The organism is Janthinobacterium sp. PLB04 (assembly GCF_021165895.1).
GTDB lineage: Bacteria > Pseudomonadota > Gammaproteobacteria > Burkholderiales > Burkholderiaceae_D > Janthinobacterium > Janthinobacterium lividum.
Genome location: NZ_CP088968.1, coordinates 3,853,592 through 3,879,826 on the forward strand (window position 1 = coordinate 3,853,592; position 26,235 = coordinate 3,879,826).

Consider the following 26,235-nt stretch of genomic DNA (forward strand, 5'->3'; position numbering starts at 1 on the left):
TCCTCGACTCCTCACTTAGAAAGCTCATCATGCAAACCCAAACCACCACCAGCACCTCTTTGCCACTGCAGGACAAGATCGCGTTTGTCACGGGCGGCTCGCGCGGCATCGGCGCCGCCATCGTGCGCCGCCTGGCCAGCCAGGGCGCCAACGTCGTCTTCACCTATCAAAGCTCCGCCGCCGAAGCGCAGGCGCTGGCCGGCAAGGTGGAGGCCGCAGGCGGCAAGGCCCTGGGCGTGCAAGCCGACGCGGCCGATGCCACGGCCCTGACGGCGGCCATCGACAAGGTGGCGGCGCAGTTTGGCGGCATCGACATCCTCGTCAACAACGCAGGCGTGTTCCTGCCCGGCGCCATCGATGATTTTTCGCTGGAAGACTTCGACAAGACCTTGAACGTCAACGTGCGCGCCGTCTTCGTCGCCATCAAGGCAGCCGTGGCACACATGCAGACGGGCGGGCGCATCATCAATATCGGCAGCACGAATGCACACCGCATGCCGTTCGGCGGCGCGGCTGCCTACGCCATGAGCAAATCGGCGCTGAGCGGCCTGACGCAAGGCCTGTCGCGCGACCTGGGCCCGCGCGGCATCACCATCAACAATGTGGAACCGGGCCCCGTCGCCACGGACATGAATCCGCCCACGGGCGACTTCGCCGACCTGATGCACGGCCTGATGGCCCTGCTCCGCCACGGCACGGCCGATGAAATCGCCGGCATGGTGGCTTACCTGGCCAGCCCGGAAGCGGCGTTCGTCACGGGTGCCGGGCTGAAGATCGATGGCGGTTTTGCCGCCTGATCCAGTCCGAACATCAGCGAGCGGTGTGTTGCCACGCCTGCCATGGCGCCATCGGCCACCGCGAACGCCACGCTGCCAGCCATGCGACCCGCGTCGCCGCAGCAAAAGACGCCGGGCACGCTGCTGGCCTTTTGCTCGTCGGTGCGCACGAACGGTCCCATGGCACCGTCTTCCAGCAAGCAGCCCAATTCGCCGGCCAGGGAACTGGCCAGGCGGGTGCGGGTCGCCACGAACAGGCCGGCCATGACGTGGCGGCTGCCGTCCGCCATGACCACGTCGGCCACGCCGTCGATCCGCGCCACGGGCGCGCGCACCACCGCCACGCCCCGCGCGGCCAATTGCGCCAGTTGCGCCGCATCGGGCTCGAATGCGCCATTCAGGAAAAAAGTGACCGTGCCCCAGTCGGGCAGCATCAGGGCATGGTGCATGGACAGGGGGCCGGTGGCCAGCACGCCGATGGCGCCCTGCTCCAGTTCATAGCCGTGGCAATACGGGCAGTGAAAGACGCTGCCGCCCCAGCGTTCGGCCAGTCCATCGACGGGCGGCAGTTCATCGATCACGCCGGTGGCCAGCACCAGGCGGCGGCCGTGAACGACACTGCCGTCCGCCAGGGTCACGCCGAAGCCATCGCCATCGCTGCTGGCGGCTGCCTGCACGGCCACCCCGTCCAGCCAGGTGACGGTGGCATACGCCAGCAGCTGCGCCTTGCCTTCGGCCGCGATGGCGGCCGTCCCGCTGCCGTCCTGGGTCAGGAAACCATGGGAATGGCTGGCGTAGCGATTGCGGCGCTGGCCGCCGTCGATCACCAGCACGCGGCGGCGGGCACGCGTCAGTTGCGTGGCGGCGGACAGGCCGGCGTAGCTGCCGCCGACGATGATGGCGTCGAACGGGGCGGCAGGCGTGGCGCTGCCCGCGCCTTGGAGTTCAGGAATGTGCATGCGGTGCTCCTCTGTGGTTGGCGTATTGTTGGCTGAAACGGTCGGCCAGGTCGGCCAGGGTGACGGCGCCAAAGCGCTGGATCAGCAGCGCCTGGGCTTCGTCAAAGGCGCCGGCCAGCGACTGGTTGACCACTTGCTCGACCAGGCAGCCCGGCTGGTCGACGCGGTTTCCCATGGCGAAGATGGTGGGCGAACCCACGGCCACGTAGATGTCTTGCAGGGTCACGCGGTGCAGGTCGCAGACGATGCGCCAGCCGCCGCCATGGCCCTTGCCCGACGCCACGTAGCCGCGCTCGCGCAAGCCTGCCATCACGCGCCGCACCAGCACGGGGTTGGTGTCCAGGTAGCCGGAGAGTTCCTCGGACGTCATCGGGCGTCCCGCATGGGTCATGTGCAGCAGCACATGGAGGATCGATGATAGTTTGCTGTCGCGTCTCATGTAACTAATGATAGTACATAATCTGCGCAGATGCAATTGAGTTGCGATTTTTGCGACATAAAAAAAGGGCCAGACTTTGCGGCCTGGCCCCAGCTTATGCGATCAATTCACGCTTACACCGGCTTGCGCCGCCGTCCCCGCCACCATACCAGCAAGGCCAGCAGCACCAGCACGCCGACGATGATGCCCGCGCGGGCCAGGCCGATCAGGTTTGACGGCGCGCCGCCATTGCGCAAGGTCGTCACCTGTTCCGCCGTCACCTTGATGGCGGGATTGCCGTACATCTTCTGCACGTAATTGCCGAGGGTGACGATCTGTTCGTCCGACAGGGTCTGGCGGAAGGCGGGCATCAAATGACCGGCATGGGCACCCCTGCCATCCTGCCGCTCCACGCCATCGAGTATCGCCATCACCAGGTTGTTGCTGTTGCTGCGGCCCGTCACCGAGTTATGGAACAGCGGCGGCAAGCTGCCGTCGAAACTGCCCTCGCCCCTGGCCTGGTGGCAGCTGGCGCACTGCGCATCGTACAGCTGCGCGCCCGACATCTGGTTCAGGTTTTGCGGCAGCGGCACGCCACGGATGGCGTTCAGCTCGTCGCCCGCCTGGCCCCATTGCGTCACCGGTTTCACGTCCGCCTTGTCGCGGATGGCGGGTACGCTCTTGATGTAATGCGCGATGGCGTTCAAGTCCGCGTCGCTCAGATGCTTCAGGCTATGGTCAATGGCTTCGGCCATCGGTCCGGCCGCCTGCGCCTTGTTGGCCGCGCGGCCCGTGCGCAGGTAGCCGGCCAGTTCCTGCTGGCTCCAGCCGCCGACACCGCTGTTGACGTCCGACGTGATGTTCGGCGCATGCCAGGTGCCCAGGTCAGCGCCGCCCAGTTCCTTCGACAGCTGTTCCGCCATCAGCGCATTGCGCGGCGTGTGGCAAGTGCTGCAGTGGGCCAGCCCCTGCGCCAGGTAGGCGCCGCGGTTCCACTCCATGCTTTTCGATGTATCTGCCACAAACGGTTTCTTGTCGAGGAAGAACAGATTCCAGCCCGCCATCGACAGGCGGATATTGAACGGGAATGGCAAGTCCGTCTTTTGCGCCGGCGCCGTGTCCACCGCCGTCACGCCATGCATGAAGTAGGCGTACAGGGCGGCCGTGTCGTCATCCGTCACCTTGGCATAGGCCGTGTAGGGCATGGCCGGGTACAGGCGCGCACCGTCGGCCCGCACGCCATGGCGCACGGCGGCGGAGAACTGCGCCAGCGTGTAGTTGCCGATGCCATGCGTTGTCGACGGCGTGATGTTGGTGGCAACGATGGCGCCCAGCGGCGTCGCCAGCGCCAGGCCGCCCGCCATCGGCTTGCCACCAGGCACGCTGTGGCAGGCGATGCAGTCGCCGGCCGTGGCCAGGTAGCGGCCACGTTCGATCGCCTGCACGTCCGCGCCGGGGGCTTGCGCCGCCAGCACCGGCATGGCCGCGAGGGACAGCAAGGCGGCGCACGCCGCCAGTCGGAAGGCCGCCATCATGCTGTGCCTCCCTGTTGTTCATCGAGGATGTGCTTGACGGTGCGCAGTGACACGGCCAGGCCGTTTTCCGTCGAATTGCAGGTGCCGGACGTGGGCAGCACGCCGGTGCTGCACAGGAACAGGTTGGCGTGATCGAAGGTGCGGCCCCACTGGTCGCACACGGCCTTGGCAGGGTCGGAACCCATCGACAGGGTACCGCAGATGTGCTGGTTGTTGGCGAACACGCCTTCCTTGCTGTGACGCAGATTGGTGCCACCCATCAGTTTGGCGATCTGCTCGAAATCCTGCTTCGAGCGCTCGTGGCCCCGCTTGGTGTACTCGTCGATCGCATAGTGCGCCTGCGGCTTGGGAATGCCCATGGCATCCTTTTCGCTGCTGAGGGCGATGCGGTTTTCCGGGTTCGGCAGCACTTCCAGCACGTTTTTCAAACTCATTTCACGCGCCGAGCGGAAACGCAGTTGCTGCTCGAATTCCTCGCCAAACACGCCCTTGCCGATCAGTTCCTTGGTGGCCCCGTCGACGCGCGAGATGTTCGTGAAATCCAGGCGGTACGGCGAATGCTGGCTGCGGAAGTCGCCATCGCGCATGGTGTTGATGGAATTGGGGCTTTGCGGGCCCCGGCCCAGCCACAGGTCTTCATCGGCGTCGAAGGTGATCGAGGTGCTCGGGTGATCCATCAGGTTGCGGCCCACCATGTCGCTGCTGTTGGCCAGGCCGTTCGGGTATTTGTCCGAGGCGGAAACGAGCAGCAAACGGGGGCTTTCGATGCCGTTGGCCGCCAGGATGAAGGTCCTGGCCGTGACGCGGTGGCTCTTCTTGTCGACGTCGTAGTACAGGGCGGCCGTGATGCGGCCCTGCGCGTCGTGTTCCAGCTTGTAGACGTTGGCGTTGCAGACGATCTTCACGCCCGCGTCTTCGGCCTGCTGCGCGGCGATGCCGCCGTGGTATTGCGCGTCGATGGGGCAGATCGGCTGGCAGCTGTTGTTGCCGCAGCAGGCCGGACGGCCATCGTAGCTGACGCTGTTGCGCGCCACCGTGTTGCCGACCACCTTGAACGACGGATCGAGGCGTTCGCGGATGCGGCGCATGGCGTACGGCTCCGTCACGGGGTCCATCGGGAAGGCCTGCTTGCGCGGCGAACCCGTATTGTCCGCACCGGAAACGCCCATGATGTCTTCCGCTTCCTGGTAGAACGGCTCCAGGTCTGCGTAGCTGATGGGCCAGTCGACGCCCACGCCGTACAGGGTATGGATGCGGAAGTCGTTCGGCACATTGCGCCACGCCTGCGCGGCCCAGTGCCACGAGGTGCCGCCAAACTGGCGGATGTATTCGGCCGGGTACGGATACGGGCCGGCCTGCACCAGGTAGCCGTTATCGGTCGGCTGGTAGATCGGGTGCGGCGCCGTGGCCACCGATGGATACGGCGACATCCAGTCGCTGCGGCGTGTCGTATTGCGGAAGCGGGCGACGATTTCGCCGCGCGACACGCGTGGCCCCGCTTCCAGGATCAGCACCGAGGCGCCCGCCAGCGCCAGCTTGCGCGCGGCCAGCGAGCCGATGATGCCGGAGCCGATCACGAGGTAATCGGCGGAGAGTTCTTCAGCCATGATGGCTCCTTAAATTGGTTTTCTGGCCCAGCTGCCGTAGGCGCCGTAGGAATACGTGGGAGGCTTGAGCACATCGGCCACGACGGCCGCGTTCAATGCCTGCTCGTAGGCGACGCAGACGGCCGCCTCGCCCGTGCCGACGATGCCCAGGTACCAGGCGCTGGCGATCTGGCGCGGCAAGGCCGCCAGCGGCGACTGGGCCGGGTCGAGCCCGTCGAGCGCTTCCTGCAGGCCGGCCGCCTGCAGACCCTGCGCATTGATCAGGGCCAGCAGCGCGCGCACATTCACGGGGAAGGCCGCGTCCTGCGCCACCAGCGCGTCATACAGGCGACTGGCCAGCACGGGATCGAGCACCTGGCGCCCCACCAGCATGGCCGACACGCCCAGGAATGCGCCCTGCTCCGCACTGGCGACCGGTTCGGCCAGCGCCCAGGGGATCAGCGCCGCGGCCGAAGCCGACAGCAAACCGGCCAGCACCATGCGGCGGCCGGGATTCAGAGGGCCGCGGCCCTCCTTATTGTGTGTAGCGTCCAATTGAAGCTCCCGTGAGTTCAGCAACCGTTCAGAAAGAATGCTTGAGACCGACCATCACCACCGTCTGGCCGCCGTTCGACGACGGCGTGCCGTTTTGCGAATCGCCGACCGAGGCGACGGCGTTGACAATGCTGCCGTCCTGGCCCAGGGTCTGGCCGCGCGCCAGCTGGCGCGCTTCGATCAGGTAGATCGCCGTGCGCTTGGACAGCGCGTAATTCTGTTCGAACGACAGCTGGCGGTAGCGTGCGCGGTCCGACACGCCGTTGGCGTGGCTGGCGAAGGTGTCGCTGTAGCCGGCGGACAGGAACCACTGCGGCGTCAGCTGGTAGCTGGAGATCAGGCCGGCCGTGTTGAAGATGGCCGTGTCGCGGAAGGCCGAGCGGCTGCCCGCCTGGTACTGCACGTTGCTGGCATTGGCGCCCACCATCCACTTGCCCATGGTGTAGCGCGCGCTGGCGGCGATGAACGCTATGCTTTCCGCCGAGGCGTAGCCCTGGTTGATGGCGGAGATGCCGAAGCTGCCCGATGCGTTGTCGCTCCAGCCGGCGCCATTCTGTCCATTTTTCAGTTTCAGGTAGCCGAGCGCGAATTCGGCTGGCGACGCGCTGTACTTGACGGCGGCGCTGAAGCTGCTGCCCGCGGCATTGCCGTCGGCCGCCTCGCCAAAGCCGTATTGCGCGCTGGCCTGCAGGCCGCGCCATGCGGGCATGATGTAGGTGACGGAATTGCTGATGCGCACGGTCGTATCGAGGCCGTCGATATCGCCCGGGTGGGCGCCGGTCGCGCCCGTCAAGACATTGCTCGACGCCAGGGAACCCACCAGCAGGTAGTACGGCGTGTACTGGCGCCCGGCCGTCACGGTGCCGTAGGCGGTCGATTGCAAGCCCACGTAAGCCTGGCGGTTGAACAGGGAGCTGGACGAACTTTGCGCGCCCGTGTCGCTTTCAAAGCCGTTTTCCAGCAGGAACAGCGCCTTCAGGTCGCCGCCCAGGTCTTCCACGCCCTGGAAACCGATTTTGCTGGCAGACAAGCTGCCACTGCGCATGTAGGTATTCGAATTGCCGCCCTGGTTGCTCGCGTATGCGGTGGCCGCGTCGACCACGCCATAAATGGTGACATTGCTTTGGGCGCAAACGTTTGCGCCGATGAGCGTGGAGACGGCCAGCGCCGCAGCGCGCATGCATGTTTTGTTCATTTTTTTCCTGACTTTCCTGTTTTATCTGGCGAAATACGGGCGTGGCGCCCGTTGCCGCCCCATCCATCGATACGGGCGTCCGCTGTTCTTCTTGATTTGGATCAAGTGAGGCAAATTATACGCTTATTTACTCACATGTAAGTGATTGACTGTAAGGCATAGTCTTATAGCAAAACTTTCTTGTGTCTTATAGCAAAATCGGCAGGAGTACGGCCGCATGCCCCGCAACGTGCGGAAATGCGGGGAACAGATATGGGGAAAGCAGCGGCGGCGCGTGTCGGAAAACACGCGCCCGGTGGATAGTCAGGCGGGCAGGAAAACGGGGGAACCGGGAAGGTCAGCGCAGGATGGCGGGCGCCACCGGCAGGGTTTCGAGGGCAATGAAGGCTTCCAGGGTGCGGCGCATGTCTTCGAACACCTGCTTGCCATAGGCCGCTTCCAGGTGGGCATATTGCAGGTCGATGAGTTTACCCATCTGCATCAGCAAACTGGCGCCCGCTTCCGACAGGTGCACCTTGCGGCGGCGCTGGTCGCCTTCGAACTTGCTGCGTCCGATCAGGCCGATTTCTTCCATCCGCGCCAGGATGCCGCTCATGCTGGGACTGGAAATCTGGCAGATCTCGCACAGCTCGCGCGGTTCCAGGGTCGGGCTTTCATTCAGCGCGCGCATGATGCGCCACTGCTGCTCCGTCACGCCGAAGTGATTGAGGATGGGGCGGAAATGCTGCAGCAGGCTGTCGCGGGCCTTCAGCAGCAGTTGCGGCATGTTCGGATAACGGATCGGTAGCTGCAAGTGGAACTCCTGGGTGGCCAGCACAATGACCGTCATTATACGACTCGCCCGGGGACAATAGCGGCAAAATTCCCCCTCCATGCCGCTCCGGATGGCGCGCGCCGTTCGCCGCTGGCATGCGGCGCGCCATCCCCTGCCATCGCGTCAGCCCCTGGCTTTTCTCTGCTCCGGGATGAAGTGTTCGCGCACGGCCTGGGCCAGCAAGTCCGGCGGCAGCAAGCCCTGCCCCAGCAGGAAATTATTGAATGCCAGGCGGTCGAATCTGTCTCCCAGCGCCAGCTCCGTTTCCGCGCGCAGCTGCAGGATGCGCGTGTAGCCATAGAAATAGCTGCCCGCCTGGCCCGGCGCATTGAAGGTGTAGCGGTCCAGTTCCTGGCGCGCCATCGGTTTCGACAGCATCACTTCTTCCGTCAGGATACGGCCCGCCTCTTCGCGCGTGACTTGCCCCAGGTTCAGCATCGGGTCGAGCATGGCGCGCGCCGCGCGCAGCATGCGGAACTGCAGCGCGATGAACTGGCCTTCGGCCGGTTCGTAGGGAATCATCTCCGCTTCCGCGTACAGGGCCCAGCCTTCCACGTTGACGCTGTTGAACGCGTACAGGCTGCGCGCCTGCGACACGCCCCGCTCCACCATGGCGCTGAACTGCAGCTCGTGGCCTGGCCGGCCTTCGTGCGCGCTCAGGGTCCAGGCGGCGCCGGCGAAATTGAAATCGTCATAGGCTTCGCCCTTGCCGCTGGCAGCCGGATTGCTGACGGGGAGGACGAACTGGCCGTGCTCGCCCATATTGCCGATCAACGGAGGCGGACGCATATGCGGCGCCGGCTGGGCCGCCGATTCGGCGGCGGATGCCAGGCGCATGGTCATGGCGCGCGCAGGAATATCGACCACGCGCTGCCGGGCGATGCGCTGCTCCAGCTGCGTATTGACGCCCTTGTAGTGCGCCTCGAGCTGCTCGTTGGGGATGGAATCGGCCTTCAGCGCGCGCAGCACCTGGCGGTAATCACTGCCGTCGACGCCCTTCAAGGCCAGCTTGGCCGCCACCACGGGCGCCAGCGCCTGCATGGCGGCGCGCGTTTCCAGGTAAGCCACCTGCGCCCGTTCGACCAGCGCGCGCGGTTCGATATCGATGCCCACCTGCTTCAGGCGGAATGCGTACAGCTCGGGCGCCATGCGGAAATCCGTGCGCGACAGGGGCAGCACCACTTGCTTTTCCCACGCCGCATACTCGTTCAACTGCAGTTCCATGGCCGCCAGCGCAGGCCCGGCGCCAGTGATTTTCATGTCGGCGAACAGCTTGCGGATGCCGGCGATATACGTCGGTACGTTTTCCAGCGACTGCTCCACCTGCAGCCGCACGGGTCCCGCCAGGCCAGGCTGGCCGATTTGCTCCGTGAAGCGCGCCTTGGCCTGCTGCGTAATCGGCGTGCTGCCCGGGAACTGGCCCACATAGCGCTGCAGGCGTTCGAGCGCCTTGGCGCGGCGCGCGGCCGGGCGCTGTTCCTGCAGCAGGCTTTGCATGCTGCCAAAGACCATTTGCGGCACATCGACCCACGGCAATGTGTACTTGGCTTCCAGCTGGGTGTCCGTGATTTCCTGGTCGACAGCGCCGATCAAGATTTCCAGATCCTGGCGGATGCGCTCGTCGCGTTCCAGTTCCAGCTTTTGCTGCAATTGCGCGCGTGCCTTCTGCATGGCCGCCACATGGCGCTCGGTGATGTTCGGCCCCAGGTCGGCGGCCAGGCCGTCGTACTGGGCCAGGCCCGTGTCGGAGGCGTCTTCGGGCGAGAACTGCGCCTGGGCCGCCAGCACGATGGCCGCGTTGCGGTTGCTCGCTTCCACCCAGGCCGATGAAGCGCTGGCAGTTGCAGGGGCGGCGGCCATGGCGGGCATGGCAAACGAGACGGAAAGTGCGGCTACCAGCACGGTCGTGGTCAATTGCGGAGTGACGGACATCGGGGGATTCCTTCCTGAGGTGAGCGATGAGCGAAGCGGCGAGTATCGGCCAGCCTCGCATGCCTGTCAATTCAGGCCGTTCAGCGCGGGCAGGTTCCACGGCGTGACGATCTGGATCGCGGACAATGGCGGCGCCTGCGCCAATGCCGGCAGCGCGCCTTGCGCCCGCAGGATTTCCTGGCAGGCGCGGCGCATGTCCTGGCCCAGGTCATGGTGCAGCACGGCCTGGATGGCGCCCGACTTGAGCAGCGCCACGTTGTCCGCGTCCAGGTCATGACCGATGAAGACCTGGCAAGGCCGGTCCGCCTGCGCGAATGCCTGCACGATGGCGGCATTGCCGCCGCCGATGGAATACACGGCGGCGATATCCGGATGATCTGCCAGGGCTTGCCGCACCAGCGCGCCCGTGGCGCCATCGATGCCATGGCCTTCGCTCACTTCGACGATGCTCAAATGGCGGTGCCGTTCGCGCAGCGCGCGGCGAAAGCCGATCTCGCGCTCTTCCTCGCCATGAAAGCGGTTGCTGCTCAGGGTCACCAGCACTTGCCGCTGCCGCTTGCCCGCGCCCAGCCACTGGCCGATCAGGCAGGCGGCCGTTTCGCCCGCCGCGCGGTTATCCATGCCCACATAGCTGCGGCGCGCGGAAGCTGGCAAGTCCGTCACCAGGGTCACCACGGGAATGCCGGCCGCCGCCAGCCGGCTCACCGCCTCGGCCACCGGCGGCAAGTCCGGCGCTTTCAGCAGTACGCCGTGGCTGCCGTTCTTGCGGATGCGTTCCAGCAGTTCGACGATGCTATCCACGTCCAGCGTTTCATGCAGATGAAAGCGGGAGCGCAGCACGGCCGGATGCAAGGACGGCAGTTCCGCTTCCAGCGCCACGCGCACGGCGTGCGTAAAGCGCTGCGGCGCCACCATCAGCACGTCGAGCATGAATTTTCTGCCTGCCAGCCCCACCTGCGTGCTTTGCCGCGCCAGCTCATCGAGCGCCTGCATCACGCGGCGCACGGTATTGGCGTGCACGCCGCCGCGCTGCTTGATCACGCGGTCGACCGTGGCCACGCTGACGCCGGCCTGCAGTGCCACGACCTTGACGGGAAACGGATGCGTCATGCCATGTCCGATCTAATTGATGGTTTTTTGATGGATTTCTTGATGAAAAATGCGGATTTTCATCCCTATACTGATACTACAACATACAACATCAGGAGACACCGCATGCCCACCACAAACGCCGGCGCAGCACCGCCCAGTCCCTTCTGGCTGTCGCAGCAAGACTGCCGGCTCGATGATTTCATCCGTACCGTCAGCCAACGCACGGCGCTGGCCGACTATCCCCACGCCGCTTCGGTCGATGCGAATATCCTCGTCTACGACTGCGACGCCGTGCGTGCGCTGGCCGCCAGTGCGGCGGCGCTGCGCGCGCTGCAGGCAGAATGGGGCAAGGCGCTGATGGATGGTCCCGGCGTCATCGTGCTCCAACGCGCCGTCGACGACACGGCGACTCTGGAACAGGTCAGCGGCGTGTTTCGCGCGCTGATCGCCGAACAGCATGCCAGTGGCCAGGCGGGCGGCGACCACTTCGCCAAACCGGGCGCGAATGACCGCATCTGGAACGCCCAGCAAAAACTGTGTCTGCGCGCGCCCGAGGCGTTCGCGCGCTACTACGCCAATCCCGTTTTCGCCTGGATATCCGATGCCTGGCTGGGGCCCGCCTACCAGATGACGGCGCAAGTGAATGTCGTCAATCCCGGCGGAGCGGCCCAGGCGCCGCACCGCGACTACCACCTGGGCTTCCAGAGCGCGGCCAGCTGCGCCGCCTATCCCGCGCCCGTGCACCAGATGTCGGCCCTCTTGACCTTGCAGGGCGCCGTCGCCCACTGCGACATGCCGCTCGAATCGGGGCCCACCCTGTACCTGCCCTATTCGCAGCGCTACCCGGCCGGCTTTCTCGCCTGGCAGCAGCAGCCTTTCCGCGATTACTTCGCACAGCATTGCGTGCAGTTGCCGCTGTCGCAAGGCGACGCCGTCTTCTTCAACCCCGCCCTGTTCCATGCGGCAGGCCACAACCGCTCGTCCGATATCCGGCGCATGGCCAACCTGCTGCAGGTATCGTCGCCATTCGGGCGCGCCATGGAAGCGCTGGACCGCCGCGCCATGAGCGCAGCGCTATATCCGGCACTGCAGGCGCTGCGCGCGCAGGGTGCCCTGGATGAGCTTGGCGCCAGCCACGCGATCGCCGCCTGCGCCGAGGGCTATGCCTTCCCCAGCAACCTGGACCGCGACCAGCCCATCGGCGGCATGGCGCCGCCCACGCAGCAGCAGCTCATGCACGAAGCGCTGGCACAACACTGGCCCGCTGCCCGCTTCCTCGATGCCCTGGACAGCCATGCCTGGCGCCAGCAAGCCTGATCCCATCCCCCGTCACCTCAGGAGCAAGCTCATATGCAAGACCTCAACATCGGCCTGATCGGCGCCGGCTACATGGGCAAGGCCCACACCATCGCCTATAAAGCCGTGCGCAGCATTTTTCACACGTCACTGAACCCCGTGTGCGCCTGCATCAGCACCAGCAGCGAAGCAGGCGCTGCCCGCAGCGCACAGGAACTGGGCTGGCAGCGTTCCACGGGCGACTGGCGCGCGCTGGTGGCCGATCCCGCCATCGACGCCATCGTCGTCGCCACGCCGCCGGCCACGCACAAGGAGATCGTGCTGGCGGCGCTGGCCCTGGGCAAACCCGTATTTTGCGAAAAGCCGCTGGGCATGACGGCCGCCGAATCCCTGTTACTGGCGCAGGCGGCGGAAGCAGCGGGCGTGGCCAACATGGTCGGCTATAACTACATCCGCACACCGGCCAGCCAGCTGGCGCGGCAGATCATCGAGTCGGGCGAAATCGGCGAGATCATCCATGTCGCCGCCGAACACGTGGAAGACTACCTGCATGATCCGCGCGCCCCCGCCTCGTGGCGCACGCGCGAAGCTACGGCGACCAGGGCCGGCGCGCTGGCCGACGTGGGCTCGCACCTACTCAACCTGGCCCTGCGCCTGGGCGGCCCCGTCGACTCGCTGGTGGCGGACATGAACACCGTGCACGCGCAACGGCAAGGGCCGGATGGCATGGAGGCGGTGGAAAATGACGACCAGGGGAATGTGATGCTGCGCTTTGCCAGCGGCGCGCTGGGCGCCCTGACCTTCAGCCGCGTGGCGGCCGGGCGCAAGATGGGTTACACCTACCGCATCACGGGGACGAAAGGCGCGATCGCCTTCGACCAGGAAAACCAGAATGAACTATGGCTGTACGACGCCAGCCGCCCCGCGCAGCGCCAGGGTTTCCAGCGCCTGCTGATGGGACCGGCCCACCCCGACTACCTGGCGTTCAGCCAGGGCGCCGGGCACGGCACCGGTTACAACGAGCAGATCGTCATTGAAGCGCGCGATTTTCTGCAGGCGATCGCCGGCGGCCAGCCGGTCTGGCCCACCTTCCGCGACGGCTACGAGGTGGACCGGCTGATCGACGCGGCGCTGCGCTCCGTGCAGGAGCGCAGCTGGATCACGCTGCGCTGACAGCAGGAGCGTGATCAGTACGCCAGGCCGTAACCGAACTTGTACAGCGGATGGGCCGTGTCATACGGCACGTCCGATTTCTGCACCTGCACTTCGGCCATCGACGATGGCAGTTCGAACGGCAGCTTGCCTTGCGGCTTAGCCTTGCCCGTCAGGACGTCGAACAGCGCGCCGTCGCTGACGCCAAAGTTGGCGAGGATGGCGCTGGCCTTGTCCTGCACGTTGCCGAGGATGGCCGGGCGGTCCAGATACACGGTGACCACCGTCTTCGGCGCGTACTTCGCCGCGTTCTTGATCGCCTCGTAGTCGGCATCGCCATCGGCGTAGTTCAGGCGCCCCTCGTGCTGCATGCTGCCGAAGATGTAGTTCGGGTGCAGTATCTCGAATGGCGCGGCCACGCGCAGCAGGGCCACGTCCGCTTCCTGGGGCGTGGCGACCACCGTGTAGCCATACTGCTTCGCCACGGCCGCATCGATGCCGTACAGGTAGACCTTCTTGACGCTGGCCGCCAGCGGCAAGACCTTGTCCTTGTTTTCCAGCAGGACCAGCGAGCGGCGCTGGGCATCCAGGCCCGCCTCGATGAAGTCCGCCTTGCCCACGGTGGTGGCCGCCGCAGCCGCATCGACGAACGGATGCTCGAACAGGCCCTGTTTGAATTTCTGCACCAGGATGCGGCGCGCCGAAGCGTTGATGCGCGCTTCCGTCAACTGGCCCCGCTGCACGGCTTGCGTCAGGTACGGCGCTTCCGTCACGCCGCCAAACTGGTCCATCCCCGCCGTCACGGCCTTGACATAGCGCTCGGCCTTGGTGGCGTCCTCCATGCCCCACGGCGTGCCGAAGCCGATGAAGGACGGCGCCACGCCAGGCACCGTGCCGTTGCGGCAATTGGCGTCGCAGTCGGACGTGATGCCCCAGTCGGACAGGATCACGCCTTCAAAACCGTATTTGCCGCGCAGCAGATCCGTCAGCATGGTCTTGCTGAAACCGGCCGCCACCTGTTCCAGGGTGATGCCGTCGATGGTGATGTTCCCATCAGGCAGAGCGTAGGTCGGCATGACGGAGGCCGCCTTGGCCGTGAAGGCGCCCTCGAAAGGTTTCACGTGGTAGGCGAAGTTGTTGCCCGGGTAGGTCATGTAGCGGCCATAGTAATTGTGGCCGTCGAAGCCCTCTTTCGTGGCGCCGTAGCCGACCCAGTGCTTGACGACGGCCACCACGCTGCCATCGTGCAAGCCCGTGTTCCCATCCTGGAAGCCCTCGATATAGTGCTGCACCATGCGCTTGGCCAGGTCCGCGTCTTCGCCAAAGGTGCCGTTGATGCGCGACCAGCGCGGCTCGGTGGCCAGGTCGGCCTGCGGCGACAGCGCCTGCGTGATGCCAACGGCCAGGTATTCCTGGCGCGCGATATCGCCGAAGCGGCGCACCAGCGCATCGTCGCCGATGGCGGCCAGGCCCAGGGTTTCCGGCCACTGCGAGAACCCCTTGGTGCCGGCGCTGGCGCCCACCGTGTACTGGAAATGGTGGCGCGGATCCGTGCTGATGGAGACGGGAATGCCGTGGCGCGACGTTTCGCTCAGGGCCTGCACCTTGTTGTACTGGGTCGCCATGTTGGCCGCGTCGCCCGCCATGCGCGTGATGAAGGTGTTGACGTACTGCTTGACGATCAGGTCTTGCAGGGCCGTCAAGTCGTACGCGCCGCCCTGGCCGATGCCGGTGGGGTCGGCCACGGTGGGCGCGGTGCCGTGCATCATCAGGCCCGCTTTTTCATCAAGGCTCATGCGCGACAGCAGGTCGTCGGCGCGCGCCTCGGCCGACAGGCGCCAGTCTTCGTATGGGTCGATCTTGCCGTTGCGGTTCATGTCCTTGAAGGCATAGCCATCGACCTTGAGCTGGGCATAGGTGGTGGCGCCGAACACGGGCTGCTTGTATTCCTCGCTGACGGTGTCGTTGCCGCAGGCGGCCAGGGCAAGCGTGGCGACGCAGCCGGCGACCATGCGGGCCATCGGTTTCAAAGTGCAATTCATCATTATCTCCAAGACTGTTTTTGTAGGTATCAAGGCGCGGCAGCAAGGCCGGCCGAAAACAATATAGCGTGAGAATGCGTGAGTTTCTTGACCGCGCAGCACGCGTTTTATACCCGCGAGAACAATTTTTGGTTAGACGGCACGACAACCAACAATCTCCTACAAAGTGCTAATATTTGTGAAAAATTACTACAACAAGCAGGAGACACCCTTGCACAAACCCGATACGCGCACGGTTTCGAACCGGATCGCGCAGCAATGCGCGCGCGCCATGCAGGCCGATGGACACGATCCCGCCGACTTTTTTCAGCAAACGGGCATCACGCCGGCGCAGCTTACGGAACCTGGCGGGCGCATCAACGCCGAGCGGCACCGCCGCATGACGGCCTACGCCCAGCAACTGCCGCAGCACCGGGCCCTTCTCGACCTCGACGTGACGCACTGGTTCGCGCATTACTCCGGCATCGCCCACGTCTGCTTCAACCGCCCCACCCTGCGCAGCGCGCTGCACGAGCTGCTGCACTTGCGGGGCCTGATCGGCGAGTTCGACTTCATGCTGATGAGCGAGAATGGCACGCGCATCGAGATCGAATACCTGTCCGAGTTCTGCCCGGCAGGCGGCGCCATGCAGGCGCTGGCCAATTTCCGCATGCTGTCGCTGGTGGCGCGCGCCTACGACGATGGCGCGCCCACCGCCTTCCATGCCGGCTTCCAGGGCAAGGCGCCGTGGTTCGCGCCGGCCATTTCCGAGTGCTTCGGCGCCACCGCCACCTTCGGCCAGGCACGCAACACGTTGACGTTTGACGCGCCGGCGCTGGACCGGCCTTTCGCCCAGTTCAACGCCATGCTGGCGCCGCACGCGCTGCGGCACGCGCAGGGGCAATTGCAGCAGCTGCATGGCGCGCAGCTGTTTTCGGCCCGCGTGGAACAGGCCATCATCGAGTTGCTGGGCCGGCAAGGCGCAGGCGATGCCGACGGCGCCTCGCTGCTGCCGGCCCTGTGCGACGGCCTGGCGATGAACCGCTGGACCTTGCAGCGCCAGCTGCAGCAGGAGCAGACGTCGTTCCGCGCGCTGGAACTGCGCGCCAAGAGCCGCGAATCGCGCCGGCTGCTGCGCGAAACAAGCCTGAGCGTGGTGGAAATCGGCGAGCGCCTGGGCTTTTCCTCGCAAAGCGCGTTTACCCGCTTCTTCAAGAACCAGTTCGAATTGCCGCCGGCGCGCTACCGGCAGGATGCCGCCGGAGCCTAGAGAAAGAGACAAGTGGCAAGCAACAAGAAACAAGAAATAAGAAATAAGAAATAAGAAACAAGAAAACCTGCAAACCACGAAACGGCCCAAGTCAGGGAGACAGGCTCCCCGGGCCAAGCGGGCCTGAAAAATGTCGAGGGCAAGGCGCAGCGACGCAGACAGTACGCATGTACGGCAAGGAAGCTGCAACGCCGCCATCGGCATTTTCTCAGGCCCGCGTCTCCGGCCCGCTGTTTCAAGCTGGCTGCGCCCCCACCTTTACCTGCGGCCGTATCCGGAACCAGATCGCATACATGGCGGGCAGGAACACCAGGGTCAATACCGTGCCGGCAAACGTACCGCCGATCAGGGTGTAGGCCAAGGTGCCCCAGAAAACCGAATGGGTCAGCGGGATAAACGCCAGGATGGCCGCCAGTGCCGTGAGGATCACGGGACGCGCGCGCTGCACGGTCGCTTCAACCACGGCATCGAACGGCGCCAGGCCGGCCGCCTCGTTCTGGTGGATCTGGCCGATCAGGATCAGGGTATTGCGCATCAAAATGCCCGACAGCGCGATCAGGCCGACCAGCGCATTGATGCCGAACGGCTGCTGGAACAGCAGCAAGGTGGGCACCACGCCGATCAGGCCCAGGGGACTGGTGAGGAGCACCATGACCATCGCCGAGATCGAACGCACCTGCAAGATAATCATCAGCAGGGTCAGCGCCAGCATGATGGGAAACAGCGGCAGCATGGCTTGCATTGCCTTGGCCGATTCCTCGATGGAGCCAGCCTGCTCGATGCGGTAGCCAGCTGGCAACTTGTCGATGACGGCTTGCAGCCGGGTCGAAATGGCGCCCGAAACGTCCGGCGGCTGCAGGCCGTCGGCGATGTCGCCGCGCACGGTGATGGTCGGCTGGCGGTCGCGCCGGCGCATCACGGGTTCTTCCGAGCGCACCTCCACTGTCCCCACCTGCGACAGCGCGATGCGTTCGCCATTCGCGCCGGCCAGGGTCAGGTCGGCGATGCGCGCCGGATCCAGCCGCACGTCGCCGGCCGCGCGCGCCACCACCTGCACCGTGCGGATATCTTCGCGCACGGCGGTGACTGGCATGCCGCTGAGCAAGAACTGCAGTTGCTGTGCCACGGCGCCGGACGTCAGGCCCATCGCCTGCAAGCGCTCCTGCTGCAGGCTGAAATACAGGGTCGGCGTGCGCGTGCCCCAGTCGGTATTGACGGTGCGCATCATGGGACTGGCCTGCATCACGCGCTGCACCTCGCCGGCAATGCCGCGCAACACCGCAGGATCGGGGCCGCTGACCCGATAGGCGACGGGAAATGGCGAATACGGGCCGAACACCAGTTGCGTGACGCGTACCCTGGCCTCGGGTGCCAGCCCGGCGGCCACGGCCACGCGCAGGCGCTGCTTCAGGGCGTCGCGCGCGTGCTGGCTGTCTGTGCGCACGACGATCTTGGCAAACGACGGGTCGGGCAATTCCGGGCCCATCGCCAGGTAAAAGCGCGGCGCGCCCTGGCCGACATAGGCCGTGACGATCTTCGCCTCGGGCTGGCCCGCCAGCCACGCTTCGACCCTGGCCGCCGCGCCGCTGGTCTGCCCGATCGCGCTGCCGTACGGCAGTTGTACTTCGATCAGTACTTCAGGACGGTCCGAGATCGGAAAAAACTGCTTCTTGACGATGGCCATGCCCAGCACGGCCAGCACGAACAGCCCGATCACTGTGCCGAACACCAGCCATTTCCGGGCGATCACGCGCCCCAGCAGCCGGCGAAAGCGGTGGTAGCGCGGCGTGTCATACAGGCCTTCGTGGCCGCCGGCGACCTGTTTGAGCTCGGGCAGCAGCTTCACGCCCAGGTAGGGCGTGAACACCACCGCCACCACCCACGAGGCGATCAGGGCGATGCCGACGATCCAGAACATATTGCTGGTGTATTCACCGGCGCTGGAGCGGGCAAAGCCATTGGGCATGAAGCCCACGGCCGTGACCAGGGTGCCCGCCAGCATGGGCGCGGCCGTGTGGCTCCAGGCGTAGGCGGAGGCGGCAATGCGGCTGTAGCCCTCCTCCATTTTCACGACCATCATTTCGATGGCGATGATGGCGTCGTCCACCAGCAGGCCGAGGCCCAGGATCAGGGAACCGAGGGTGATGCGGTCAAAGTTCTTGCCGGTCGCCGCCATCACGATGAATACCACCGCCAGGGTCAGCGGCACGGCGGCGGCCACCACGATGCCGACCCGCCAGCCCATGCTGATAAAGCACACCAGCATCACCACCAGCAGCGCGGCGAGGAACTTGAGCATGAATTCGTCGACCGCCGCGCCGATATTGACGGCCTGGTCGGTGACCTTGGCCAGGCTCATGCCCAGCGGCATGGCGGCGCCGATGGCCGTCACTTCCCCTTCCAGCGCCTTGCCCAGGTCCAGCCCGTTCCAGCCGTCGCGCATGACCACGCCCAGCAGCAGCGCCGGCTCGCCGCCATTGCGCACCATGAAGCTGGCCGGCTCTTCCTGGCCACGGCGCACGGTGGCGATATCGGACAGGGTCAAGGTGCGCCCCTGCGCCACCACGGGCGTATCGCGGATCTTTTGCAGCGCATCGAGCGCGCCCTCGAGGCGGATGAATACCTGCGGCCCGCGCGTTTCCACCGAGCCGGCCGGGCTCAAGGCATTCTGGCCGTTCAGCGCGGCGAACACGTCTTGTGCCCGCACGCCCAGGGTGGCCAGGCGCTCCTGAGAAAACTCCACGTAGATGCGTTCGGCCTGTTCGCCGATGATATTGACCTTTTTGACGCCAGGCACATGCAGCAGCCGCTGGCGCAAGGTTTCCGCCTCGCGCACCAGCAGGCGCTGCGGCTCGCCTTTGGCTTTCAGTGCATACAGGGCAAAGGTGACGTCGGCGTATTCGTCATTGATCATGGGACCGATCACGCCGGCCGGCAAATTGGAAGCCTCGTCGCCGGCCTTCTTGCGCGCCTGGTAAAACTCGGCCTGCACCTGCTCGGGCGGCGTGCCGTCGAGCAGGGTCAGTGTCGTGAAGGCCAGGCCTGGCGTGGTGTAGGTCTCCGCCCGGTCATACCAGCGCAGCTCCTGCAGGCGCTTTTCGATCTTGTCGGCCACCTGGTCCTGCATTTCGCGCGCGCTGGCACCTGGCCAGGCCGTGACGATGGTCATCACCTTGACCGTGAAGGCCGGATCTTCCGCGCGCCCCAGCTTGAAGAACGACAGCAGGCCGGCCAGCGAAATGAGGCAAATCAGGAACAGGGTGACGGAACGCTCGCGCACGGCCAGCGACGACAGGTTGAAGCCGGCCGCGCTCATGGACGCGCTCCGGCGCCAGCGGCCATTGGCGCCTGCTCGACCCTGACCCGTTCGCCCTGATGCAGCAGATGGGCGCCCAGCGCGACGATGCGCTCGCCCGCCTTCAGGCCACTGACGTCGGCGCCGTCATCGTGCAGCCCCTGCACCTTCACGGGCCGCCAGGTGACTTGGGCCGGCACACCGCCGATGACCCACACGCCCTGCCCCTTGCCCCCATCGTACAGGGCCGCCAGCGGCACTTGCACGGTGCCGCCGGCCGTTTGCGCACCGGGCAGGCGCAAGGTGACGGTGGCGCCCAGCGGCGCGCTTGACAGCGCCGCGTCGAGCACATAGCGCGCCTCGAAGGTCCGCGTTTGCCGGTCCGCCGTCTGCGACAGCTGGCGCAAGGTGGCCGGCACGCTGGCGCCCGGCCGGCCGAACAAGGTAGCCTGGCCGGTGGAGCCGAGCGCGGGGCGCACGGTTTCCGGCAGTTGGATCGCCGCTTCGCGCCGGCCGTCATGGGCCAGGCGCACCACCACCTGCCCGGCCGCCACCACCTGGCCCGGTTCGGCCAGGGTATCCATCACGACGCCGTCGGCGTCGGCCAGCAGCACCGCATAATGCAGCGCATTGCGCGCCACCCCGGCCTGGGCTTCGGACGCCTTGAGCTGGGCGCCGGCCGCGTCAGCCGCCGCCCTCACCTGGTCGTAGTTGGATGCCGAAATGGCGCCGGTACCGCGCAAGTCGCGATAGCGCGCTTCTTCGTCCGCCGCCTGGCGCGCGCGGGCGCGGTCGGCCGTCACGGACTCCTGCCGCGCCTGCGCCAGCAGCTGCAAGTCGTCGGCGTCGAGGCGCATCAACGGCTGGCCGCGGCGCACGGACTGGCCGGCGTCGACCAGCCGTTCGCGCACCTTGCCGGAAACGCGAAAACCGAGATCGCTCTGCACGCGCGGCGCGACCACGCCCGTAAAGCTGCGCGCGCCCGGTTCGGCGCCCTGCACCGCGACAGCGCGCACCAGCGGCGTGGCGGTGCGCGGATCGGCCTGCGCCTTGTCGGCACAGGCGCTCAAAGCCAGGGGCAAGGTGGAGATGACTACAGATGAAGCGAGGCGGCGCCAGCGCATAAGAATCCCATGAACGAGTGATGAGGGTTCTCATTCTGGTACCAGTGACCAAATAAGTCAATGGTCACAATATGACTGGAAGGTTATGGCGACAGGCTGCGCAATACCAGACTGGACAGTTGCACCACCGCCGTTTCGCTGCTGTCGACGCTGTGTTGCAACAGCAAGGGATTGACGTAGGGGCGCATCACCAGATAGATCGCGCTGGCCGTCTCGTCGAGCGGCGTCTTGCGCTCGAAGTCGCCGGTCTGGCGCCCTTGCTGCAAGATATCCTGCAGCAAGGCGCCCATCGCCAGCTCGTAGGCCTGCACGGCTGGCCAGCGCTCGGTGGCGGCCGAGGCGGCGATATCGTACAGCTTGCGGTCCTGGAAAAACAGCCGCAAGCTGGCCTCGACGCTGGCCCTGAACATGCGCCGCAGCTGCTCTGGCGGCCGCTCGGCCGCCGCGACCGCGCTTCTTACCTCGGTTTCGATCTGGCGCAGGCAGCTGGCGCAGATATGCTCGCCGATGGCCTGCTTGGATTCGAAAAACTTATAGATATAGGCCTTGGAAAAGCCGATCGCCCTGGCCAGGTCGGAGACAGTCGTCTTTTCATAGCCGTAGCGGCTGAAGTAGTCAGTGGCGGCGGCAACGATCTGGTCGCGCACGTCGTGGCCGGCGGGGCCGCGCGCAGGGCTTGGTGTATCGGGTGTAGTGGAATTCATGGCGACAGCTTAACGCGCCGCGCCAGAATGCACAATAAGTGACCAATTTGTATTATAGTCACACATTATTCTCTTTTGAACTGGAAGACCCCATGTCATTGCCGCGCCTGCGCCTCCCCTCTCTGCTGTTCGCCGCCAGCCTGGCCGCTGGCTGCACCGCCGGTGCCGATTACCGCCGGCCCGAGCTACCGCAAGCGGCGCAGTATCTGAACCGGGCGGCGCTCGGCGCGCGCGCGGGTGCCGACACTGCCAACGCTGCCGAATTGCGGCAGTGGTGGACGGCCTTCGGCGATCCGCGCCTGACCCATCTGGTGACGGTGGCGCTGGCACAAAACCTCGACCTGGCGCAAGCGCAGGCCAGGGTCAGGCAAGCGCGCGCCGCCACCGGTGCGGCCGACGCAGCGCTGCTGCCGTCGGCCAGCCTTGGCGGCCAGGCGGCGCGCGCCTACCAATCGGTGCAGACGCCGCTGGGCCAGGTCCTGGATGCGACGCCAGGCCATGATCGCGCCGGTAGCGCGCGCGAATTGAACCTGCAGGCGTCGTGGGAGCTCGACCTGTTCGGCGGCCTGCGCCGCGAACGCGAAGCGGCGCGCGCCGATTACGAAGCCAGCGAGGCGGGATGGGCTGCCACGCGGCTGGCCGTGGCGGCGCAAACGGCCGACCTGTACCTGTCCATCCAGGGATTGCAGGCGCGGCTCGACCTGGCGCGCCGGCAGGTCGACACGGAGGCGGCGCTGCTGGAGCTCGCCACGCTGCTATATGACAAGGGATTGGTAAACGAGCCGGCGCTGCGGCAAGCCGAAGCGTCGCTGGCGCAAGCGCGCGCCGTCGTGCCCGGCCTGGACACGGCGCGCGAGGTGGCGCTGCATGCGCTCGATGTGATTCTGGGCGCCGCACCCGGCACCTACGGCGATGAAATGGCCGCGGCAGGGGTAACGGCGCGCGCGCCGCGTATCACGGCCGATGGTGTGCCGGGCGAACTGCTGCGGCGCCGGCCCGACCTGATCGCCGCCGAACGGCGACTGGTCGCGGCCAGCGCACGCACCGGCGCGGCCGTCGCCGAGTATTACCCGAAACTGAGCCTGGGTGCCCTGTTTGGCAGCGCCACGTCCGGCGGCGCCCTGTTCGGCAGCGGCTCCGGTCAGGCCGCAGCCATGCTGGGCCTGCGCTGGCGCCTGTTCGATTTCGGCCGCATCGATGCGCAGATCGAGGCTTCCCGTGGCCGGGAAGCCGAGCTGCTGGCGGCCTACCGGCTCGCTGCGCTGCATGCCGCCGAAGACGTGGAAAACGCCTGCTCGGCACTGCTGCGCCACGAAGAACAGGCCGCACTGCTGGCGCAAAGCGTGCAAGCGTTTGAGCGCGCCCGCGCCGCCGCGCTGGCAGCCTACGAAAAAGGCGTGGTCAGCCGGCTCGATGTGTTGCAAGCCGACACGAGGCTGCTGCGCGCAGCGGACGCGCGCGCGCAGGCGCAAACGGCATCGGCGCGCGCTGCTGTCGCCACTTACCGGGCGCTGGGCGGCGGCTGGCAGGCACCGCAGGCCGCAACAGAAGCGATGGCAGCCAGGTAAATCATCGAGCTGGCTTAATCGTCGGCTGGCAACTGCTTCGCTGCCTTGGCATCAAACGCCAGCCGCGCCGCATCGATGGCGTCGCGGTGGCCATGGGCCCAGGCACCCAGTGCGCTGATGGGGATCAGCAGCGAGCGGCCCAGGTCCGTCAAGGCGTAGTCGACGCGCGGCGGCACGGTGGGGAACACGGTGCGCGTCACCAGGCCGTCGCGCTCGAGCCCGCGCAGGGTCAGCGTCAGCATGCGCTGGGAGATGCCGCCGATCAGGCGGCGCATCTCGTTGAAGCGCTTGGTGCCATTGCCGAGCAATATCACCACCATCACGCTCCATTTGTCGCCCACGCGCGTGAGGATGTCCGTGATCGGGCGGCAGGAAGCAGCCACGCCCGCATGGCCGCCTTCGTCGCGCATGCGCCGTTCCAGCTCCGCCCCTTGCGCGGCGGCGTCGCCAATAGTCACATCCGTGTGCCCCAGTGTGGAAAAAGTGCCTTCTTGTGCGTTCATTTGATAGTCACTATATTTAACTCGGTTACAAAAACATACCACCCGATCATACCACCCAAGAAGGCTCACATGAACATCCTGCATATCGATTCGAGCATCCTCGGCGAGCATTCCATCAGCCGCCAATTGTCCGCCGCCATCGTCGCCCGCCTGCAAGCGGCCGCGCCTGGCGCCACCGCCCAGTACCGCGACCTGGCCGCGCAACCGTTGCCGCAATTTACGGCAGCCCCCAGCGCCGCCGACGGCGCAGTGCTGGCCGGCGCGCTGGAGCAAGTGCTGGCCGCCGACGTCATCGTCATCGGCGCGCCCATGTACAACTTTGCCATCCCCAGCCAGCTCAAGTCGTGGCTCGATGCGCTGGCCGTGCCCGGCAAGACGTTCCAATATGGCGCCAACGGCCCCGAAGGTTTGTTGGGCAGCAAGCGCGTGATCATCGCCTCGACGCGCGGCGGCTATTACGGCGCCGACACGCCGATGGCGGCCCTGGAACACCAGGAAAGCCATCTGCGCGCCTTCCTCGGCTTCCTCGGCGTCACGCAGATCGAGATCGTGCGCGCCGAAGGCGTCAAGGTCAGCGACGCGGCCAGGGCGCAGGCATTGACGGGCGCCTTCGAGCAGATCGGCGCACTGCAAGCGGCCTAAGGAGTGCCAGCTGCACCGCAAGCCGTTGCGGCGCAGCTCCATGGTGGCCGGCCGGCAAGGAGGCGCCAGATGCGCTAAGCTGCTGGAACCCCAACCACAAGGACCACCATGACCCTGATCGTCGTCGCCACCATCGATGCCCAAGCCGACCATATCGACGCCGTGCGCGCCGCCCTGGAAGCCGTCGTGCCGCCCAGCCGCGCGGAAAGCGGCTGCCTGCGCTACGAACTGCACCTCGACAACAAGATTCCCACGCGCTTCATCATGCTGGAAGAATGGGCCGACAAGGCGGCCCTGACGGCGCACTATGCGACACCCCACTTCCTGACCCTGGTGGCCGCCACCGAGGGCAAGGCCGTCAAGATCGACGTGGCGGAATTGAGCAAGCTGAAGTAAGGCCGGCGCGCTGCGCTAGCGCGTGGCCAGATTGAAAAGTTGCCATCTATAATATGGCAACTTTTCTTTATGGCCATCATGACACCATTTACCAAGATACGCGGCGCCGCAGCGGCAGCCGCCTTGACGCTCTGCATCAGCGCATCGGCGCAATCTCCCCTCCCCCTGGCCAAGCTGGTGGGCGAATACAATCTTGCCTCGTCGGCGACCGTGCCGGCCAGCACCTGGGGCTATTCCAAAGGACGCATTTCGGTCAAGCAACTCGATGACCGGCATCTGCTGATCGCCCTGTCCTGCGAATGGAAACGCGAGCCGAAGGCCGTCTGCGGCGACTATTTTTATGCCCAGCAGCGCGACGACGGCCTGTACCTGCAAGACATGAATACCTTCGCCATGCGCCTGTACTTCGACCCGGCCTCGCGCAAGCTCACCATCATTTCGCGCGGCGCCGATGCCAAGCAAAGCGTGCGGCATGACGTCTTCGCCGCCACCACGGCGCCCCTCACGGATCCCGCTTTGGTACGGCGCATGAAACGCGAGCTGTCAAATGCCGACAGCAAGGAAAACCGGCGCGTGTTCGGCCCCTACACCAAGTGGGACTACCAGGAAAACCGCATCGAATTCCAGCGCCAGGACTTGACGGCGCCGTGATGTCGCGCCTGATCCAGCCCCTGCGGCGCCAGCTGCTGCGCCTCGCCGGCGCCCTGCTATGTTCGCCCATGCTCGCGCGCGCAGCCGACGGCGGCGGCCTGCCCCGCGCCGTGCGCCAGCGCATCCTGGCCACCCTCGACGCTCCGCTGCCCAAGGTGCTCAATGTGCACCACCTGGCGTTGATACGGCGTTTCAACATCGGCTGGTCGCCCGTGGAAAGCGGCGCGCCCATGCTCAACCCGGCCTACCCACTGGGCAAAGGAGACACCCTGGAACTGGCCATGCAAGCCATCGCCAGCAAGGATGCGGCGCTGGCCGCGCAGCGCCTGATGGAAGCGGCACTGCTGCTGCCCCACTTCGTGCAGATGGCCAGGCTGAAGCCGGGCAGCTATGCCAACGGCAAGGCGCCGTTCACGTTTACCACCCGGCACCTGCAACTGCTGCGCCAGCAGTCGTGGATGTCGCTGGAAATGCTGGGCATGGCGGCGGAAGATTACCTGGGCGAAGGCTACTGGCCCACCCCGTCCGTCGACGGCAAGCGCCCGTACGGAGACTTCACGAATTACCCGGTGGAAATGGCGCAGGCACTGGGCCTGCCCGTGCACCGCCAGGCCGACGGCAGCCTCGCCATTCGGCCCGCGCTGCAAGCGGAACTGGAAGCGCTGCACCGGCAAACCATGCCGGCGCTGCAAGTGTTCGTGCGGGAAGCGGGCTTGAGGCGCAATACCGTCTAAGGGTGTCCCGGACCAAC

Annotated in this window: 23 protein-coding genes; 9 read left to right on the plus strand and 14 right to left on the minus strand. The window is 66.0% G+C overall.

Translation table 11 applies throughout. The annotated features are described in order from the left end of the window. Positions 1 to 29: 29 nt before the first annotated feature. Positions 30 to 797 (plus strand): SDR family oxidoreductase, encoded by a 768-nt coding sequence (locus LSO07_RS17125; protein ID WP_151095777.1) that lies wholly within the window; start codon positions 30 to 32, stop codon positions 795 to 797. Here LSO07_RS17125 and LSO07_RS17130 read toward each other — a convergent pair. The 9 genes from LSO07_RS17130 to LSO07_RS17170 form a co-directional block, all read right to left on the minus strand. Beyond that, positions 725 to 1,735 (minus strand): NAD(P)/FAD-dependent oxidoreductase, encoded by a 1,011-nt coding sequence (locus LSO07_RS17130; protein ID WP_151095780.1) that lies wholly within the window; start codon positions 1,733 to 1,735, stop codon positions 725 to 727. The two genes, LSO07_RS17125 and LSO07_RS17130, sit on opposite strands and share 73 nt — an antisense overlap. Continuing rightward, complete coding sequence (locus LSO07_RS17135) at positions 1,722 to 2,174, minus strand: RrF2 family transcriptional regulator (RefSeq protein WP_151095784.1); 453 nt, start codon at positions 2,172 to 2,174, stop codon at positions 1,722 to 1,724. Before LSO07_RS17135 ends, LSO07_RS17130 begins: the two co-directional genes overlap by 14 nt. Positions 2,175 to 2,287: 113 nt before the next feature. Beyond that, on the minus strand, positions 2,288 to 3,688 hold the full coding sequence (locus LSO07_RS17140; RefSeq protein WP_151095788.1) for a cytochrome c: 1,401 nt from the start codon (positions 3,686 to 3,688) through the stop codon (positions 2,288 to 2,290). Further along, positions 3,685 to 5,295: a GMC family oxidoreductase gene (locus tag LSO07_RS17145; protein ID WP_151095791.1), complete on the minus strand. Its 1,611-nt coding sequence runs from the start codon at positions 5,293 to 5,295 to the stop codon at positions 3,685 to 3,687. The genes LSO07_RS17140 and LSO07_RS17145 overlap by 4 nt, the downstream gene beginning before the upstream one ends. Positions 5,296 to 5,304: 9 nt before the next feature. Next, positions 5,305 to 5,829, minus strand: coding sequence for a sorbitol dehydrogenase family protein (locus LSO07_RS17150; protein WP_225317333.1), 525 nt, complete (start codon positions 5,827 to 5,829; stop codon positions 5,305 to 5,307). Positions 5,830 to 5,857: 28 nt separating this feature from the next. Then, a complete protein-coding gene (locus tag LSO07_RS17155; RefSeq protein ID WP_225317334.1) occupies positions 5,858 to 7,024 on the minus strand; it encodes a porin in 1,167 nt (388 codons plus the stop codon). 337 nt (positions 7,025 to 7,361) lie between these two features. Further along, positions 7,362 to 7,853 (minus strand): homoprotocatechuate degradation operon regulator HpaR, encoded by a 492-nt coding sequence (hpaR, locus tag LSO07_RS17160; protein ID WP_225317335.1) that lies wholly within the window; start codon positions 7,851 to 7,853, stop codon positions 7,362 to 7,364. A 108-nt stretch (positions 7,854 to 7,961) separates the two neighbouring features. Continuing rightward, on the minus strand, positions 7,962 to 9,770 hold the full coding sequence (locus tag LSO07_RS17165; RefSeq protein ID WP_151095794.1) for a DUF885 domain-containing protein: 1,809 nt from the start codon (positions 9,768 to 9,770) through the stop codon (positions 7,962 to 7,964). 66 nt (positions 9,771 to 9,836) lie between these two features. After that, a complete protein-coding gene (locus LSO07_RS17170) occupies positions 9,837 to 10,880 on the minus strand; it encodes a LacI family DNA-binding transcriptional regulator (protein WP_151095797.1) in 1,044 nt (347 codons plus the stop codon). Between the two features lie 105 nt (positions 10,881 to 10,985). Between LSO07_RS17170 and LSO07_RS17175 the strand changes: the two genes are divergently transcribed. Both LSO07_RS17175 and LSO07_RS17180 read left to right on the plus strand, forming a co-directional pair. Next, positions 10,986 to 12,179 carry a phytanoyl-CoA dioxygenase family protein gene (locus LSO07_RS17175; protein ID WP_151095801.1) on the plus strand — a complete coding sequence of 398 codons (1,194 nt, stop codon included), beginning with the start codon at positions 10,986 to 10,988 and terminating at the stop codon, positions 12,177 to 12,179. Positions 12,180 to 12,212: 33 nt separating this feature from the next. Next, the gene (locus LSO07_RS17180; protein WP_151095804.1) at positions 12,213 to 13,331 is read left to right on the plus strand and encodes a Gfo/Idh/MocA family protein; all 1,119 of its coding nucleotides are present in this window, start codon (positions 12,213 to 12,215) and stop codon (positions 13,329 to 13,331) included. A 14-nt stretch (positions 13,332 to 13,345) separates the two neighbouring features. Here LSO07_RS17180 and LSO07_RS17185 read toward each other — a convergent pair whose 3' ends face one another. After that, a complete protein-coding gene (locus tag LSO07_RS17185; RefSeq protein ID WP_151095807.1) occupies positions 13,346 to 15,355 on the minus strand; it encodes a glycoside hydrolase family 3 protein in 2,010 nt (669 codons plus the stop codon). A gap of 208 nt (positions 15,356 to 15,563) precedes the next feature. Here LSO07_RS17185 and LSO07_RS17190 point away from each other — a divergent pair, with 208 nt between their 5' ends. Further along, positions 15,564 to 16,601, plus strand: a complete 1,038-nt coding sequence (locus tag LSO07_RS17190) for a helix-turn-helix transcriptional regulator (protein WP_151095810.1) — start codon at positions 15,564 to 15,566, stop codon at positions 16,599 to 16,601. 235 nt (positions 16,602 to 16,836) lie between these two features. Here LSO07_RS17190 and LSO07_RS17195 read toward each other — a convergent pair whose 3' ends face one another. From LSO07_RS17195 to LSO07_RS17205, 3 genes are all read right to left on the minus strand, one after another. Continuing rightward, positions 16,837 to 19,917 (minus strand): efflux RND transporter permease subunit, encoded by a 3,081-nt coding sequence (locus LSO07_RS17195; protein ID WP_151095813.1) that lies wholly within the window; start codon positions 19,915 to 19,917, stop codon positions 16,837 to 16,839. After that, positions 19,914 to 21,020 (minus strand): efflux RND transporter periplasmic adaptor subunit, encoded by a 1,107-nt coding sequence (locus LSO07_RS17200; RefSeq protein ID WP_151095816.1) that lies wholly within the window; start codon positions 21,018 to 21,020, stop codon positions 19,914 to 19,916. The genes LSO07_RS17195 and LSO07_RS17200 overlap by 4 nt, the downstream gene beginning before the upstream one ends. An 83-nt stretch (positions 21,021 to 21,103) precedes the next feature. After that, complete coding sequence (locus tag LSO07_RS17205; RefSeq protein ID WP_070256955.1) at positions 21,104 to 21,724, minus strand: TetR/AcrR family transcriptional regulator; 621 nt, start codon at positions 21,722 to 21,724, stop codon at positions 21,104 to 21,106. A 92-nt stretch (positions 21,725 to 21,816) separates the two neighbouring features. Here LSO07_RS17205 and LSO07_RS17210 point away from each other — a divergent pair, with 92 nt between their 5' ends. Next, positions 21,817 to 23,292 (plus strand): efflux transporter outer membrane subunit, encoded by a 1,476-nt coding sequence (locus LSO07_RS17210; protein WP_151095819.1) that lies wholly within the window; start codon positions 21,817 to 21,819, stop codon positions 23,290 to 23,292. Positions 23,293 to 23,306: 14 nt separating this feature from the next. Here LSO07_RS17210 and LSO07_RS17215 read toward each other — a convergent pair whose 3' ends face one another. Then, positions 23,307 to 23,702 carry a winged helix-turn-helix transcriptional regulator gene (locus LSO07_RS17215; protein WP_070280625.1) on the minus strand — a complete coding sequence of 132 codons (396 nt, stop codon included), beginning with the start codon at positions 23,700 to 23,702 and terminating at the stop codon, positions 23,307 to 23,309. A 162-nt stretch (positions 23,703 to 23,864) separates the two neighbouring features. Here LSO07_RS17215 and LSO07_RS17220 point away from each other — a divergent pair, with 162 nt between their 5' ends. From LSO07_RS17220 to LSO07_RS17235, 4 genes are all read left to right on the plus strand, one after another. Next, positions 23,865 to 24,437 carry an FMN-dependent NADH-azoreductase gene (locus LSO07_RS17220; protein WP_070256953.1) on the plus strand — a complete coding sequence of 191 codons (573 nt, stop codon included), beginning with the start codon at positions 23,865 to 23,867 and terminating at the stop codon, positions 24,435 to 24,437. 108 nt (positions 24,438 to 24,545) lie between these two features. After that, complete coding sequence (locus LSO07_RS17225) at positions 24,546 to 24,833, plus strand: putative quinol monooxygenase (protein WP_070256952.1); 288 nt, start codon at positions 24,546 to 24,548, stop codon at positions 24,831 to 24,833. Between the two features lie 78 nt (positions 24,834 to 24,911). Beyond that, the gene (locus LSO07_RS17230; RefSeq protein ID WP_151095822.1) at positions 24,912 to 25,484 is read left to right on the plus strand and encodes a hypothetical protein; all 573 of its coding nucleotides are present in this window, start codon (positions 24,912 to 24,914) and stop codon (positions 25,482 to 25,484) included. Continuing rightward, entirely contained in the window at positions 25,484 to 26,218 is a 735-nt protein-coding gene (locus tag LSO07_RS17235; protein ID WP_151095825.1) for a hypothetical protein, read from the plus strand. The genes LSO07_RS17230 and LSO07_RS17235 overlap by 1 nt, the downstream gene beginning before the upstream one ends. Positions 26,219 to 26,235 lie beyond the last annotated feature (17 nt).